Source organism: Casimicrobium huifangae (genome assembly GCF_009746125.1).
GTDB classification, from domain to species: domain Bacteria; phylum Pseudomonadota; class Gammaproteobacteria; order Burkholderiales; family Casimicrobiaceae; genus Casimicrobium; species Casimicrobium huifangae.
In genome coordinates this window covers 298,642-313,547 of record NZ_CP041352.1, presented here as the reverse complement: position 1 = coordinate 313,547, position 14,906 = coordinate 298,642, and the positions used below count along the sequence as shown (strand labels likewise).

Annotated in this window: 12 protein-coding genes and 1 pseudogene; 4 read left to right on the top strand and 9 right to left on the bottom strand. The window is 62.4% G+C overall.

The annotated features are described in order from the left end of the window. Window positions 1-2 precede the first annotated feature (2 nt). From FKL89_RS01415 to FKL89_RS01395, 6 genes and pseudogenes are all read right to left on the bottom strand, one after another. Entirely contained in the window at window positions 3-1,238 is a 1,236-nt protein-coding gene (locus tag FKL89_RS01415; RefSeq protein WP_162527345.1) for a glycosyltransferase family 2 protein, read from the bottom strand. A 72-nt stretch (window positions 1,239-1,310) separates the two neighbouring features. Continuing rightward, a pseudogene (locus FKL89_RS20530) lies at window positions 1,311-1,379 on the bottom strand (SEC-C metal-binding domain-containing protein); the annotation flags it as partial. After that, on the bottom strand, window positions 1,376-2,443 hold the full coding sequence (locus FKL89_RS01410) for a glycosyltransferase (RefSeq protein ID WP_156860942.1): 1,068 nt from the start codon (window positions 2,441-2,443) through the stop codon (window positions 1,376-1,378). The gene FKL89_RS01410 and the pseudogene FKL89_RS20530, both read right to left, overlap by 4 nt. After that, complete coding sequence (locus tag FKL89_RS01405) at window positions 2,440-4,161, bottom strand: class I SAM-dependent methyltransferase (RefSeq protein ID WP_156860941.1); 1,722 nt, start codon at window positions 4,159-4,161, stop codon at window positions 2,440-2,442. Before FKL89_RS01405 ends, FKL89_RS01410 begins: the two co-directional genes overlap by 4 nt. A gap of 11 nt (window positions 4,162-4,172) precedes the next feature. Further along, window positions 4,173-5,447, bottom strand: a complete 1,275-nt coding sequence (locus FKL89_RS01400; protein WP_156860940.1) for a glutamate-5-semialdehyde dehydrogenase — start codon at window positions 5,445-5,447, stop codon at window positions 4,173-4,175. Window positions 5,448-5,602: 155 nt separating this feature from the next. Further along, the gene (locus tag FKL89_RS01395; RefSeq protein WP_156860939.1) at window positions 5,603-6,631 is read right to left on the bottom strand and encodes an ABC transporter substrate-binding protein; all 1,029 of its coding nucleotides are present in this window, start codon (window positions 6,629-6,631) and stop codon (window positions 5,603-5,605) included. A gap of 88 nt (window positions 6,632-6,719) precedes the next feature. Between FKL89_RS01395 and FKL89_RS01390 the strand changes: the two genes are divergently transcribed. Both FKL89_RS01390 and FKL89_RS01385 read left to right on the top strand, forming a co-directional pair. After that, on the top strand, window positions 6,720-7,511 hold the full coding sequence (locus tag FKL89_RS01390) for an ABC transporter ATP-binding protein (RefSeq protein WP_156860938.1): 792 nt from the start codon (window positions 6,720-6,722) through the stop codon (window positions 7,509-7,511). 9 nt (window positions 7,512-7,520) lie between these two features. Then, window positions 7,521-8,288 (top strand): ABC transporter permease, encoded by a 768-nt coding sequence (locus tag FKL89_RS01385; RefSeq protein ID WP_156860937.1) that lies wholly within the window; start codon window positions 7,521-7,523, stop codon window positions 8,286-8,288. Window positions 8,289-8,311: 23 nt separating this feature from the next. Here FKL89_RS01385 and FKL89_RS01380 read toward each other — a convergent pair whose 3' ends face one another. Next, window positions 8,312-9,514 carry a hypothetical protein gene (locus tag FKL89_RS01380; protein ID WP_156860936.1) on the bottom strand — a complete coding sequence of 401 codons (1,203 nt, stop codon included), beginning with the start codon at window positions 9,512-9,514 and terminating at the stop codon, window positions 8,312-8,314. Window positions 9,515-9,725: 211 nt separating this feature from the next. Here FKL89_RS01380 and FKL89_RS01375 point away from each other — a divergent pair, with 211 nt between their 5' ends. Further along, window positions 9,726-10,559, top strand: coding sequence for a substrate-binding domain-containing protein (locus tag FKL89_RS01375; RefSeq protein ID WP_156860935.1), 834 nt, complete (start codon window positions 9,726-9,728; stop codon window positions 10,557-10,559). A 98-nt stretch (window positions 10,560-10,657) separates the two neighbouring features. Here the strand turns inward: FKL89_RS01375 and FKL89_RS01370 are convergent, their stop codons facing one another. Both FKL89_RS01370 and FKL89_RS01365 read right to left on the bottom strand, forming a co-directional pair. Then, the gene (locus tag FKL89_RS01370) at window positions 10,658-11,707 is read right to left on the bottom strand and encodes a porin (RefSeq protein ID WP_156860934.1); all 1,050 of its coding nucleotides are present in this window, start codon (window positions 11,705-11,707) and stop codon (window positions 10,658-10,660) included. 101 nt (window positions 11,708-11,808) lie between these two features. Then, on the bottom strand, window positions 11,809-12,780 hold the full coding sequence (locus FKL89_RS01365) for a Bug family tripartite tricarboxylate transporter substrate binding protein (RefSeq protein ID WP_156860933.1): 972 nt from the start codon (window positions 12,778-12,780) through the stop codon (window positions 11,809-11,811). A gap of 300 nt (window positions 12,781-13,080) precedes the next feature. On the opposite strand from FKL89_RS01365, the gene FKL89_RS01360 reads away from it, so the two are divergent. After that, window positions 13,081-14,838 (top strand): ABC transporter transmembrane domain-containing protein, encoded by a 1,758-nt coding sequence (locus FKL89_RS01360; RefSeq protein WP_238363452.1) that lies wholly within the window; start codon window positions 13,081-13,083, stop codon window positions 14,836-14,838. The last annotated feature ends 68 nt before the right edge of the window (window positions 14,839-14,906 follow it).

The following is a 14,906-nucleotide window of genomic DNA, read 5'->3' as shown; positions in this document are numbered from 1 at the left end:
TCTCACCCAGTGACGACAGTGATCCCGGCCCCCAGATGGGTGGGCTGCGCAGCGACTATACGCTGGTAGAAGTCGGTCATCGTAGTCCGAGGTATCAACCGGGCCAGACCGTTGCTGAATATCGTCTCTATGATCGTACTGCCCCAGTTGGCGACACAAGGCGCAAGAGCATGGGTAGGCGCTCGCGACAGTGCCTCCTGAAGAAAACTTCCCATCATGGTGTCGACCTCTTCCCGCTTTGCCGGTCCGAGCTCCGAAATCGTATTGCGCTCGTGAAAACGGTAGCGATAGAGGACTTTGCCTATGTACTCGGGCTCGGTATGCCATAGAGCGCGCAGCACGAAGTCCCAGTCATGGTGATAGCGCAAGTCCTGAAAGCCGCCAACGCGATCAAAGAGTGCCCGGGAAAAGAACAGGTTACCCGTCGACACTGCCGGATTGGCGGCAATGAACGACAGTCCGACCGTCTCGCTGTCAGCAATATTCGACTGGCTGCAGCGAAGGGCGAACACCCGGGGGTCATCGAATTCGTCTATTCGCGAGCCTGCAGCATCGATGCAGTCGACCGCAGAGAATGCAAGCTCGGCGCCAGTTTCGGCAACGCACCGAAGCATCGCAGATAGTCGGCCCGGGCCTAGCAGGTCGTCACTGTTCAGCGGTTGAATGAAGTCTCCGCGAGCGAGCTGAACTGCCTGGTTGAGGGTTGCCGCAGCGCCGCGATTCTCGCGCGCAAGAAAGTGGCACCTGATCGTCGCGCCTTCCATGGCTTGTCGAGCGGCGCTTGCCGACTGATCCGTTGATCCATCATCAATCACGATCAGTTCCAGCGGCGGTATATCCTGCGCAAGCACGGATCGGATGGCGTCGCCGACATAGCGTTCGTGGTTGTAGACGGGCAGCACGACGCTGACCGTCGCGCCGGCGTGACCCGACACGGGATTCGATGGTGTACGGCGCGGAGAGGGTTGTTGGCGCCGGGAATGCGCCAGCGATTGCGCGGTCAACATGCGCGACAACGCCAGGCCGAGGTTATGCTGCATGCTGCCAATCTGCCAATTTGTCTCGTCGAGCGCCGTCATGATCAGGCGCGCCGCCTCCGCGTCATCACCACGTTCCATGCGAATGACACCCAGCATATGCAGGGCGTCGGCATGATTTGGCACAACCTTCAGGGCGTCCCGGTATAGCACCTCGGCACCTGCCAGATCACGGGCTTTCTGCGCTTCCAGCGCACGCAACAGAAGCGCTTCACCGCTACCGGCTGGGCTTGAATGGCCCACCGGATTGCGGGTCCCGCTAGCCGCGATTACTCCGCAACAGTCCTTGTAGCGCCTGCCGCTGCCACATGGGCAGGGTGAGTTGCGTGATACGGTGGTCATTGTCCGCCCTCGAGACGCTGCAATAGATTCGCCACCGCTTCGGCCACGCTGGCGTTGCTGTATCTCGTCAACACGGAGACGCCCGATTCGCGACGGATCGATCCGATCAAATCGCGGTCATCAAGCAGCCTTGAGATCGCTGCAACCCATGCGTCGGGGTCGTTGACACAAAGCAGGCCGGTGATCCCGTCTTCCACGCAGCTTCTGTAAAGCGCCACATCGCTATAAATACCGGGTACACCCAGTGCAGCATACTCGCGAAACTTGAGGTTGGTCTTGCAGTTTTCGAACAGGCTGTCCCCAAGCGGTGCCAGACCAACATCCCACTGTCGAGACGCAGCGAAGTTGACAAAGTCGTCATATCCGGCAATCGCAGGGAAGGTACGGACATTGGCTGCCGTGGCCACCTCGTCAGGCCACCAACCTACGAACTCGAATATCACCCGATTCCCGAATCGAGCTTCGGCCGCGCGGACAATCCCGGCAATCAGTGTCGCCAGGTGATAGCGGGGCGTTGTCGGATAGCCAACACGCAGTGTGGATGCATCCCCTTCTTTGTCGGCGGTCGTCGCGCGCTGCCTGGCTGCCTCGAAAAGGTCGGTGTCCACCCCCGCATTGATCTGGCTCACCGCAGTAGACGAAAACTGTTCGCGCAAGTAGGTGGCCAGCGGCGGCGACTGTACCCACACGACCTGCGCATTCAACAGAAATGTTGACAGGGTGTCGCGCACGCCCGCTCGCCGGAAATACGCGGCGTTGTATGGATCCTGCCTGCTATCAATCTCGAACAAGTTGTCATCCAGGAAGTACGCGTATCCGACGCCATGAGTACGCAGGTATTGGGGGAGCCAGCCGCAACGGGGCAATGCCAGCCGAGAGATGACCAGCGGGGAAAAGGGGCGATTCGACGCGAGTGTCTCTGGCGTCACCACGACTGGTTCGAATCCAGCTCGTACCAGCATTCGCCGCACAATTTCCGTCGTGGCGATCAGGCCGTCCGCCAGCAGCATCACGCGGCGCGCGCCCCGGAAGGCAGTACTGTCCAGCTCCACCGGGTCGCTCAACGTGCGAACAACGAGGAGAAGCTCGCTGGTGTCGGAACATAGCGTGTCAGCGCCTGCCGCAGGCTGGCAGTGACGTCCGCGCCAAGCCAGCGTCCGGCCGGAGTTTCCGCCTGCAGGTCGAGCGCCTTGCGAGCGTCATCCGCGATACGACCTGCGAGTGCCTGGTCAGCAAGTATGTCCTGCGCATGGCGAGCTCGCGCGAGTGCAATAGCGGCGGACAGCAGCGGATGCGGCGGAACATTCTGCTGCTGCATTGCTTCGATCAACCCCGAAAAGTGATTACCGCCACTTTCCTGCATCGCCGCGAACGCCTGCAGCAAGCCGTTGGCCGCAGTCACCGGATCGGGTACCGATGCATATGGCGAGTCGCGCCGGATCACGGCAAATGCTATTGCCATGGCTGCGCCTTGAAGTTCCTGCAGTTGCTTGCCAGCGGCGAAAGTTCTCACCAGTCCCGCTATCGCCGACCACACGAAGGCCGATGCCTCAATGTTGCCCAGCCGGCTGCCGGCAACAATCCAGCGTGTGGCTGCTTCGCAGCGACGGTACCAGCGTGCCGCAGACGCGACATCGCCTTCGCGTTCCGCAACCTGCCCCTCGACAAAGCAGAGTTGCGGCAGGTAAAGACGGGCGCCAGCCACGAATGTCTCAAAGGAGCCGTCGGCGGTTGCCAGGAACGCGTCGACAGCAGCTTCGGTCGACGATCCCGTTCGATGCTCCAGCAGCAGGTCACGGTGGGCTGCGTGCCGCCACTTACGCGCTTCCGCTACTTGCCCACGCAGCACCAGTTCCTTGTACAGACGATAGGCCGCTCCGGCGCGCAGACTGATTCGCTGTGAGTCGATGTCTTTGTCGGTACTTTGCAGCACCTGCAACCGGTTGACGATATCGGCGAGATAACCAAAATAAACCGGCAGCGCCGCGTCGGCGCCGCCGAGGAACCTGACCGGTTCGGCACTGCACCAGCACACCAGACGCTCGTTGTACCGCCGGGTTTCAACGCAGGCGAAACCGCTCTGCCGCATCAGGGCACCGAGCTGCTTTTCCGAGAAAAGCACGCCATGGAAGCCCGGCGCCAAAGCAGCCGTCACTGTGTGATCCGAGTTTTCGGGTGCGACAAATTCAGCCGCCGGAGTCGTCAGCACCAACACGCCACGCGGCGTCAGGCGCGCGGCCAGCTCATGTACAAACGCCACCGGATTGTCGACGTGTTCGATCACCTCGCTGGCATAAATCAGGTCAAACTGGCGACCACGCGCTTCCGGGACATCAGCAAGCAGGGCGTTATGGATGTGCGATCCGAGCAGCTTGCGCCCCACGGCTGAGTAGATCGCCGGATCGCAGCCGATGGCGTCTGCATTCATGCACCGGTGCCACCAGTCGACGGTGAAACCGAAGCCGCAGCCCACCTCCAGAAATGACCGATCGCGAGCATCGGCCAGCAACGCAACCGGCCACAGCATCTCCCACAGGCCACCACTGCTCTCCACATAGCTGCGCACGAACAATGCCTCGTCCGTGTCGTAGAGATGTTCGAAGGCAATCATTTGCCCACGTAGCGAGAGGCTACCGCAATTGCTGCAGCGGTCGAAAATGCAGTCGGTACCAGCGTCCGCCTGGTGCGCCGTCTTTACGTGGGCGTGCAGGGTGCCAGCGGCACCGCAGCCGTGGCAGGTGCCAGCACTGGTTGGCACGTTCTGCAGGCTCCAGGTCAACATTGGCGTGCCGTTCAGGCCCTCACACTACCATCACCCAGCACCACATACTTCTGCGTAGTGAGCCCCTCGAGCCCGACGGGCCCGCGCGCGTGCAGCTTGTCGGTCGAGATGCCGATCTCGGCGCCGAGGCCGTATTCAAAGCCATCGGCGAATTGCGTGCTGGCATTGACCATGACGCTCGCCGAATCCACCTCGCGCAGGAAGCGCTGGGCGTGGCTCCAATGCTCGGTGACGATGCTGTCGGTGTGGTGCGAGCCATATTGCTCGATGTGCGAGATGGCCGCATCGAGATCGGCCACGACCTTGATCGAGACGATTGGCGCGAGATATTCAGTTGACCAGTCTTCCTCGCTGGCTGCCTTTACATCGAACGCGGCAAGCGCGCTGCGGGTACGTTCACAGCCGCGCATCTCCACGCCCTTGTCGGCAAAAACCTTGGCAATGCGCGGCAGCACGTCATGAATGCGCGCCTCGTGCACCAGCAGTGACTCCATCGCGCCACAGACACCGTAGCGACGGGTTTTCGCGTTGTCCGCGATGCGCACCGACTTGTCGAGGTCGGCATGCTCGTCCACATACACATGGCAATTGCCGTCGAGGTGCTTGATCACCGGCACCTTGGCGTCGGCCGCGATGCGTTCAATCAGGCCTTTGCCACCGCGCGGAATGATGACGTCGATGTATTCCGGGCGGGTGATCATTTCCCCCACCGCCGCACGGTCGGTGGTTTCGATCACTTGCACCGCCGTCTCCGGCAATTTGGCGGCCTTGAGGCCGGCGTCGATGCAGCCGGCGATCGCCTGATTGGATCGCGCAGCCTCGCTACCGCCACGCAGGATGACCGCGTTGCCGCTTTTCAGGCAAAGTCCAGCGGCATCGGCCGTCACGTTCGGGCGCGATTCGTAGATGATGCCGATGACGCCGAGCGGCACCCGCATCTTGCCGACCTGAATGCCCGATGGCCGCGTACGCATTCCGTCGATGGCGCCCACCGGGTCGGGCAATTGCGCGATCTGGCGCAGGCCCTCGGCCATGGCAGCAACGGACTTCGGGGTCAGCGTCAATCGGTCGATCAGCGCCGGGGTGAGATCGGCCTTCTTGGCGTCACGCACGTCGGCAGCGTTTTCTTCCAGGATGTGGGCTTCGCGCTTCTCGATGGTGGCGGCGATCTCCAGCAGGGCGGCGTTTTTGCTGGCGGTGCTGGCGCGGGCGATCACCCGCGCGGCCGAGCGGGCGGAGCGCCCGACCAAGTGCATGTATTCGGCGACATCAAGAAGCTTGTTCATGACGTCATTCTACCGGCCATGACGAAGGCATGAATCGTCATTGGCTTTTTCAGAAAGCGCTTATTTGATGCGGGCTTGACACCTATTAATGGCTAAAGTCAACTTTCTGCAATTTCGGCGGCCATGCCGCATTCGGACGCCAATCTTCCGAAAAGCTATTGCTTGATTGTACGCTCCGGTTTCGCCGGCAGATAGCTTGCGTCGAAGATGTCTTCCGCCTTCGGTTTGTTGCTGAACTTGAAGCCCTCGCCGATCTGCTCGATTGAACGCGCCAGGCGCTTCATGTCGACGCCGCCGATGCCGTTGGCGCGCACTTCGGGTGTCAGCACGTTCTGGTCAATCGCCATCTTGAAGCGCACGAATTCCTGGCCGTCGTTCAGGATCGAGTTCCGCTTCATCAGCGAGGCAATCGCGCCCTTCGGGTCGGCAATCGCGTCCTGCCAGCCCTTGAGGGTGGCCCTGACAAAGCCCTGCACGATCTTCGGGTTCTTCGCCGCGTATTCGCTGTCAACGATGATGCCGTTGCCGTAAAGCTCCAGTCCGAGGTTGCGCATCAACATCACGTGGATATCGTCCTGAGCGATACCGCGACCGCGCAGATTCATGTACGACGAGAACGAGAAGCCGGTGATGGCGTCCACCTTGCCTTCAACAAGCATCGGCTCACGCACCGGGAAGCCGACGTTTTCGATCTTCACTTTGCTGGCGTCGATGCCGTTCTTCTTCACGAAGGCCGGCCACTGCGCGTAGGCACCGTCGGCGGCGGGCGCGCCGAGCGTCTTCCCTTCCAGGTCTTTCGGTTTGCTGATGCCAGCCTTCTTCAATGACACGATCGCGAACGGCGGCGCGTCGTAAATCATCGCCACAACCTTGAGTTTCTTGCTCTCGGGCTTGTCACGAAAGCGCACCAGCGTGTTGATGTCGCCAAACACGAACTGATACGCGCCCGATGCAGCACGATTGATGGCCTCGGTGGAACCGTTGCCAGTGTCGATAGTCACGTCCAGCCCTTCGGCCTTGTAGTAGCCCTTGTCGAGCGCCACAAAATAGGGCGCCGCCGGCCCCTCGAAGCGCCAATCGAGGGCGAACTTGATCGGTGTCTGGGCAAACGCAGTGGGCGCGAGCGTGGCGAATGACGACAGCGCACCGAGGGTGAGCGTTGCGAACAGGGCGCGACGTTTCATGAAATCTCCGTCTTGTCAGGTCTTGTTGATCGATGGCTCCGGTACGCAAATTGCGTGCCGTGGCCAAACAGACATTGCGGAGTGTGTGATGGTGAACGCGGGCGATCCGCTGGTAGTGCTCGACCACGTGAGCATGACGTATGGCCACGGCCAGCAGGCAGTGAAAGCGGTTGACGATTTGACGCTGACCATTCACAAGGGCGAATTCATCGCGGTGGTGGGGCCTTCGGGTTGCGGCAAGAGCTCGATGATGAAGCTGATCAGCGGGCTCAAGCCAACGTCCGAAGGCCGGCTCACCATCGAGGGCAAAGCGGTGACCGGGCCGATCAACAAGGTCGGCATGGCATTTCAGGCGGCCAATCTGCTGCCGTGGCGCACGGCGGTAGACAACGTGCTGCTGCCACTGGAAATCGTCGAGCCCCACCGCTCGCGCATCGGTCGCGAGAAAGCGGCCTATCGCGACAAGGCGCGCGCGCTGCTCGCGTCCGTCGGTCTCGGCGGTTTCACCGAAAAATTTCCCTGGCAACTTTCCGGTGGCATGCAGCAACGCACCAGCATCTGCCGCGCACTGATCCACGAGCCGGAAATCCTGATGCTTGACGAACCATTCGGCGCGCTTGACGCCTTCACTCGCGAGGAACTGTGGTGCATGATGCGTGACATCCACCAGTCACGCGGCGTCACCGCGATGCTGGTCACCCATGACCTGCGCGAGGCCGTGTTCCTCGCCGACACCGTGTACGTGATGAGCGACCGGCCGGGCAAGATTGTGAAGGTGCAGACGATTGATCTACCACGTCCGCGTGATCTCGAGATCACTTACGAGAAGCCGTTTCAGGACCTGGTGCATGAGCTGCGCTCACACATCGGCAAGCACTAGGAGTCAGCGATGAAACACTGGAAAGAAAACCTCCTCGCCCCGCTCGCCTTCACCGCTGCGCTGATTTTGCTGTGGGAGCTCGCCTGCGTGCTGTTCAGCCTGCCAGCGACGGTGTTGCCCACGCCCTCCGCAGTCGCGAAGGCGCTGGTGCAGTACTGGCCTGCGATCCGGGACAACAGCCTGCAGACACTGATGACTACGCTGCTCGGGTTTGGGCTCGCGATCGTGTTCGGTCTCGTGCTCGGCGTCGCGATCGGCTGGTCAAAACTGATCTACGGCGCGCTTTACCCGGTGATGATTGCCTTCAACGCGGTGCCGAAGGTGGCGGTGGTGCCCATCCTCATCATCTGGTTCGGCATCGGCACCATTCCGGCCATCTTCACGGCGTTCCTGATCTCGTTCTTCCCGATCGTGGTCAACGTCGCCACGGGGCTGGCGACCACCGAGCCGGAGCTGCAAGATGTACTGCGCGCCCTCGGCGCCAGCAAGCTCGATGTCGTGCGCAAAGTCGGCATTCCGCGCTCGATGCCGTATTTTTTCGGCTCGCTGAAAGTTGCCATCACCCTCGCCTTCGTCGGCTCGGTGGTGTCAGAAACCATCGGCGCCAACTCGGGGCTTGGCAAGATGATGCTCGACGCGCAGGCGGGCTTCAATGTGGAGCTGGTGTTCGCCGGTGTGGCGGCGCTCGCCGTGCTTGGCATTGCGCTCTATGCGATCACTGCACTTGTTGAGCGGCGCTTCACGGGTTGGGCCTTCCGTGCCGAAGGCATCGGATGACCCGCTGCTGACAACGCCGGGCCTCAGTCAGGCAGCCCGCACTGCGTTCTCGCAAACGCAAGCGCCTTTTTCGGGCTGTTGCGTGGTGCCGACAGCGTGATGCCTTGGCCGATTGCCGCGCCCGTGATGCCGAGCATCTGGCGCACGATCAGCAAGCCATCCACGGTTGCGGCAGCCGTGCCGTTACCGTCGAGGTCGTAACAGTTTGGCTTCGGTTCCTCGCCGGCATACCCGACCAATGCCACCTGCACGGTGGCCGGTGAGACCGTCGTCACTGGGGTTGATGTCAGCGGGCAATTCAGCGACGCCGTGCGTACACCGGAGCCCACCGGCCGGAACTGCACCAGCAACTGCCGCGTTTGACCGCCCGCGACGGTCACCGCGTCCGACACTACGGCAAATTGCGCCGCGTTGGCACCGGTGATGGAACAGTTCGCGGCGGTGTTGACATTGACGGCGGTCGCGCCGTTTGCGGTCGGCGCACTCAGCAACACCGGCAGCGCGGGGCCGAAACCCACGGCGGGATTGGCACCGAAGCGCAATGTCGAGGGGGCCGTTGCCAGCCGAACCGGCGGCGGCGCGGACTCCAGCGTGAGGCTCGCGGCTGTCACCGTGCCGGTATCAAAGGAGGTCCAGTCCCCAATCCGCAATTGCCAGGTGCCATTTACCTGTGCGGTCGGCAAGGCAGCAAACGCGGCGACAAGGTTGGTCAAGGCTGGCGGGTCGGTCACGCCAGCGCCTCCCACCGGAGTGGTGGCATAGGTGCCTGCAGGGATTGGATCCGCGCTACTGGTCAATGCCGCCGCGACGCTCCATAGGTTCTCGAGCGTGACCGCCGGGTCCACGAATTCGTAAGTGCCGTTAAGGTCATTGCTCTTGCCAAATGCGGTTGCGGTTGTCACGCCTACCCGCCCGAACAGCGGGAACGAGACCATGCCGCCCGGTGAAATCAGTCGCGCTTCCACATCTCCCACAAAAGTATGCGTCAGCGTCATGCTGACCCGAATATCGGTCAACGGAGCAGTGACGCCGCTGACCGCGAAACTGATGGTCAGCGGCGTCGTGGGCGCCGATGGTGTGCTGCTGGGGCCATCTGGAATTAGCCCGGTGCCAGTCCCGGGAAACGTAGTTGCGGCCAGCGAAGTCGCTGCCACCGTGACGCACGCAAGCGTGACGAACGCCCGCGTCAGCAGCCCCTGAATCCGCTCGCTGATACCGTGTGCCATGACGTAAACCTCCTGTCGAATTGGCTGCCGATGCGGCTTGATACGGAATTCGTGCCGGATGTCGGACATGAGGCCCAGGTTGGAGAAGGTGACGGCGGGACGACGTGGTCACCATGACAGGACGCTGGCTTAGACTGATCCCTGACAGACGACGGCGCAGCCACCGCGTCAGCCGACCCCACACTTCCGCCTACCGGCGACAGGAACCCGTATGCAACCGATATTGCCCCTCCGCCGCAAAACACTTCGTGGCGCACTCGCCCTGCTGGGGCTGGGCGCCGCAACATTGCTGGCGGCGTGCGCCATCGCGCCGACACCCACGCCAGCGCCCCGCAGTGCGGAAATCCGCGTCATCACCTCAGGCGCTTTCACCGAAGCCTACAAACAACTCGTGCCGCTGTTCGAGAGAGAAAGCGGGCACAAGGTCATCTCGTCGTTTGGCGCCTCGATGGGCAACGCGCCCGACGCCATCCCGACGCGGCTGGCGCGCGGCGAGCAGTTCGACGTCATCATCCTCGCCGGTCCGGCGCTCGACGGCTTCATCAAGGAAGGCAAGGCCGTGGCCGGCAGCCGCGTGGATCTGGTGCGCTCGACCATCGGTTTCGCAGTCAAGGGCGGCGCACCAAAGCCCGACATCAGCACGGTGCCGAAACTCAAGCAGGCGCTGCTCGACGCCAAATCCATCGCCTACTCAGCGAGTGCCAGCGGCACCTACTTCTCGACGCAACTGGTGCAGAAGCTGGGTATCGCCGAGCAGGTGCTGCCGAAGAGCAAGCGCATCCTGAGCGAACGGGTAGGCACCGTGGTCGCGCGTGGCGACGCCGAGCTGGGGCTGCAGCAGGTGAGCGAACTGGTACCGATCCCCGGTATCGATTACATCGGCCCGCTGCCCGACGAAGTGCAGCAGGCAACGTTCTTTTCCGCCGGCATTGTGACCGGCGCGAAGGAGCCGGAGGCGGCTCGTGCACTCATCAAGTTCTTCACCTCAGCCAAGGCCGCGCCAGTCATCGCCAAAACCGGGCTGGAGCCGGTAGGCAGCAAATAAAAAAGCCGCCCGGCGGTTGCCGCGGCGGCCCTGAATGAGCTGCTGGTTCGGTAAACGTGCCATTCGCCGCATTCATGCAGCGAATGGCATGGATTGACCTAGAACGTGTGGCGGATGCCGGCTTCGAAGCCGGTCGAATTGCCACCTGCCGTGACGGGTTTCAGGCCGTCGCCCACTGCGAAGTTTTTGCCAACGCCCTTGTTGTCCACTTGTGACGCATCGACGTAAAGCGTGGTGCGCTTGGACAGGCTGTAAAGCACGCCGCCCATGATCTGCCGGGCGCCGTCGCCGCCTTTCACGCGGGCGTCGGTGTAGCCAGCACGCACCTCAAATGCACCCAGCGGCACCGCAACACCGACGTGGAACGCCGAGTTTTCCACGGTGGCCTTTTTGTTCACGCCGTAGAGCGCATTGAGACGCGCCACGCCGAAGTCATAGCTGGCACCTGCGGTGGTTTGCGTCTGGTTACCGGCCAGATAGTTGGTACGCGCGGTGCCAACGGCGACATGCAACGGCCCCTGTTTGTAGCCGATGCGGCCCGATGCGTAGCGACCATCCGAGTTGGTCGAATTTTCGCCAAACGCATAGGTGACGTGCGCGTACACACCACCAAGCCCGCCCGGCGTGAAGTAGCTGATGCCATTCGATGCGCGAACGTGCGTCTGGCTCGAGAAGATCGGGTAGAACATGGCGCCAGCGTTGCCGGTGCCGTTGGTGCCGTACAGATTGAAGTCGGACAGGTTCAAGAACGCCGGCGTGAGATCGCGACCGAGACGAACTTCACCAAAATTGCCCGACAGGCTCACGGTGGCACGACGGCCAAAGAGCCCGGTGGCGGAGCCGGTTGACTGGTTGTTGGTGTTGGTCGAGCCGATACTGCCGCTGTCGCCGCTGAATGCGCCTTCGAGCCAGAAGCTGGCGGACAGGCCGTCACCGAGCGACTCGGTGCCACGCATGCCCCAACGGGTCGAGCTGAGCCCGTCGGTGCCCATGCGGGTCAGCGATGCCGCGCCCGACGCGCTGTAGCGTTGCAAGCCGGTATCGATCAAGCCGAACAGCGACACGTTCGACGTCTGTGCCCCAGCGGTAGTCGCAAGCAGCGCTGCTGCCACCGCCGAAAGCGCATAACAATGTCTGTGAAGTTTCATCACATATTTCCCCTTGGTTGGACTCTGGATATCCGGCGCAGTGGTGCGCCGAAACGGTTAACCGCCGTTGCTGGCGATGCAGCAGACGGCGGTAGCCGGGATCATTCCGGCTCGATCTTGGCGTCCTTGACGACCTTGCCCCACTTCGGCATTTCTGCCTTGATCAGCGCCGCGAACTGCTCCGGCGTGCCGCCTGCAATTTCGTTGCCCTGATCGAGCATCTTCTGGCGCAGATCCTTGTCCTGCAAGGCCTTGTTGCCTGCGGCATTGAGCATCTTCACGATGTCGGCCGGCAGCCCTTTGGGGCCCACAATGCCCTGCCAGTTGAGCACTTCAAAGGTGGGGAAGCCGGACTCGGCCATCGTCGGCACGTTCGGCAGAATCGGCGAGCGTGTCTTGCTGGTGACGGCGATGGCGCGGGTCTTGCCCGATTGCACACCGGGCACGGCAACGTACATCTGCTCGAACATCATCTGCACCTGGCCACCGAGCAAGTCGGTTGCAGCAGCAGAGCCGCTCTTGTACGGCGCGTGGATCATGTCGATACCGGCCACGTGCTCAAACAGCGCGCCGCTCAGGTGATGGGTGCCACCGATACCGCCCGAGCCGTAGGAGAGCTTGCCCGGCGAGGCCTTGGCCGCCTTCACGATGTCCGCCACCGTCTTGAACGGCGAATCAGCGCGAACGGTCAGGATCAGCGGCCCCTTCTCGATCAGCATGATCGGTACGATATCGTTGAGCGGGTCGAAGTTGATTTTCTTGAACAGCGCGTGGTTGACGGCCAGCGGCGCGAAGTTGCCCATGCCGATGGTGTAGCCGTCCGGTTTGGCTCGGGCAATGGCCTCGGTGCCGATGTTGCCGCCGGCGCCGACCTTGTTGTCGATGATGATCGGTTGCCCGAGGATCTGGCTCATCAGCTTGCCAACCTGGCGGGCCCGGCTGTCGGCGCTGCCGCCAGCACCATAGGGGCTGATCCAGGTGATCGGCTTGCTCGGATATTTGTCCTGCGCGAACAGCGCGCCCGGCAACAGTGCAGCGCCTGCAGTTGCCTGCAGGAAAGTACGTCGTTTCATCAGCTAAACCTCCTTCACGGACGCGTATCCGTATTCACCGGCGGCGATTATTGGTGCGTTGGCTGTCGTTTTGCTTGACCACGCACTGCTTGCGTGCATCCGTCGCACGGTTGCGACGATGCATCTTTCGCTCATGATCCTTATTCCAACTGGGCTCAATGGGCAAAAATGACGACAGTCGACTTCATGGCAAAACAGTCGATGAGCCCAGATCAAATGGGTGTTTCATACCAAAGTTGCTGCCGCCGATTGTTTGCCGGTGCCTCTTTCAATGCCAGCAATCGCCCATAAGTCCCCTCGATGAACGATCGCTCCGCCGTCCTGCAATTCATGTGGCCGTTTGTGCGGCCGTACTGGCGGCGCATCGCCGTGGCCATGCTTGGGCTGGCGGTCGCCGCTGCGGCCGTGCTGGCCATTGGCGAAGGCCTCAAGCGGGTCATCGATCAGGGCTTCGCCGCTGGCAGCAGCGCCGAGATCGACAAGATTCTGGTGGTGATGGTGGCCCTCGCGCTGGCGCAGGGCATCGGCATTTACGTGCGGTTCTCCAATATCGCCTGGGTCAACAACCGTGTCGTCAATGACATTCGGCAGCGTATCTATGCCCACCTGCTGACGCTGTCACCCGCGTTCTTCGAGCGCGAGCGGGTCGGCGATGTGTTGTCGCGCCTGACCAACGACACGCAGGTGCTCGAAGGCGTGGTCTCCAACGCGTTCTCGTGGGCGCTGCGCAATCTGGTGATGATGCTGGGCGCGCTGATCATGCTGGCGCTGACCTCACCCAAGTTGCTGGTCTACGTGCTGGTCGGCACCCCGCTGGTGATCGCGCCGGTCGTGCTGCTTGGCCGCCGGGTGCGTAACCTCGCCAAGCAGAGCCAGGATCGGCTCGCTGACGCGATGGCGCGCGGCGACGAGACGATTCACGCGGTGCGCACGGTGCAGGCATACGCCCGCGAGGGCTTCGAGCGGCAGCGCTTCTCCGAGCGCATCAACGCCGTTTTTTCCAACGCGGCGGCTCGCGAACGCACCAGCGCCATGCTCTCGGCCATCGTCGTGGTGCTGGCCTTCACTGGCGTGTCGGTGATCCTCTGGATCGGTGGTCACGACGTGCTCGCTGGCCGCATGACAGCCGGGCAGCTCTCTGCATTCATCTTCTATGCCGTGATGGTGGCGACGGCAGTGGGCGCCATCTCGGAGGTGTTCGGGCAACTCAAGCGCGCAGCAGGTGCCAGCGAACGCATCCGTGAACTGCTCGCCACGCCCACCGAAATTGCCGCGCCCGCAACTCCGCTGGCGTTGCCTGCACCGCGCGGCGAGGTCACTTTCGACAACGTGACATTCAGCTACCCGACGCGACCGCAAGTCGAGGCATTGAAAGACTTTTCGCTTGCGGTCAAGCCCGGCGAAGTTGTCGCGCTGGTCGGGCCGAGTGGCGCCGGCAAGAGCACGGTGTTTCAGCTGCTGCTGCGCTTTTATGATCCGAGGGCGGGCGTGGTGTCGGTGGACGGCGTTGACGTCAAGGCCGCTGATCTCAACGCGCTGCGCGAACGTTTTGCACTCGTCTCGCAGGAGCCGGTGATCTTCTCCGGCAGCGTCACCGACAATGTGCGCTACGGCAATCCGGATGCGAGCGACGCCGACGTGCGCGCTGCTTGCGACGCTGCCCACGTCACTGAGTTCGCTGGTGCGCTGCCGAATGGCTTCGACACCGAGCTCGGCGAGCGCGGCGTGCGGCTCTCCGGGGGCCAGCGCCAGCGCGTCGCCATCGCCCGCGCCATCCTGGCCAACCGCCCGATCCTGCTGCTCGACGAAGCCACCAGCGCACTCGACGCCGAGAGCGAAGCGCTGGTCACCGACGCCATCGAAAAGCTCGCCCGCCCAAGCGGCGGCGAGCGGGTGCGCACCACCCTCATCATCGCCCACCGCCTCTCCACAGTGCAGAACGCTGACCGGATCGTCGTCATCGACGAAGGCCGCGTGATGGCGCAGGGCACGCATGTCGAGCTGATGAATAACTCGCCGCTCTACAGCCGGCTGGCGTCGTTGCAGTTGCAGGGCTAAGATCGCGCACGCTGCGGTGGCTGCGGCGCGGCACAACCCATCGTCATACGCCGTTCCCCGAAACGTGG

Bases quoted from the DNA above. Each gene is read 5' to 3' on its own strand.
- FKL89_RS01365 (WP_156860933.1), bottom strand. From the start codon at position 12,780: ATGAAACGACGTACTTTCCTGCAGGCAACTGCAGGCGCTGCACTGTTG.
- FKL89_RS01380 (WP_156860936.1), bottom strand. From the start codon at position 9,514: ATGGCACACGGTATCAGCGAGCGGATTCAGGGGCTGCTGACGCGGGCG.
- FKL89_RS01395 (WP_156860939.1), bottom strand. From the start codon at position 6,631: ATGAAACGTCGCGCCCTGTTCGCAACGCTCACCCTCGGTGCGCTGTCG.
- FKL89_RS01360 (WP_238363452.1), top strand. From the start codon at position 13,081: ATGAACGATCGCTCCGCCGTCCTGCAATTCATGTGGCCGTTTGTGCGG.
- FKL89_RS01370 (WP_156860934.1), bottom strand. From the start codon at position 11,707: ATGAAACTTCACAGACATTGTTATGCGCTTTCGGCGGTGGCAGCAGCG.
- FKL89_RS01385 (WP_156860937.1), top strand. From the start codon at position 7,521: ATGAAACACTGGAAAGAAAACCTCCTCGCCCCGCTCGCCTTCACCGCT.
- FKL89_RS01375 (WP_156860935.1), top strand. From the start codon at position 9,726: ATGCAACCGATATTGCCCCTCCGCCGCAAAACACTTCGTGGCGCACTC.
- FKL89_RS01405 (WP_156860941.1), bottom strand. From the start codon at position 4,161: ATGTTGACCTGGAGCCTGCAGAACGTGCCAACCAGTGCTGGCACCTGC.
- FKL89_RS01400 (WP_156860940.1), bottom strand. From the start codon at position 5,447: ATGAACAAGCTTCTTGATGTCGCCGAATACATGCACTTGGTCGGGCGC.
- FKL89_RS01390 (WP_156860938.1), top strand. From the start codon at position 6,720: ATGGTGAACGCGGGCGATCCGCTGGTAGTGCTCGACCACGTGAGCATG.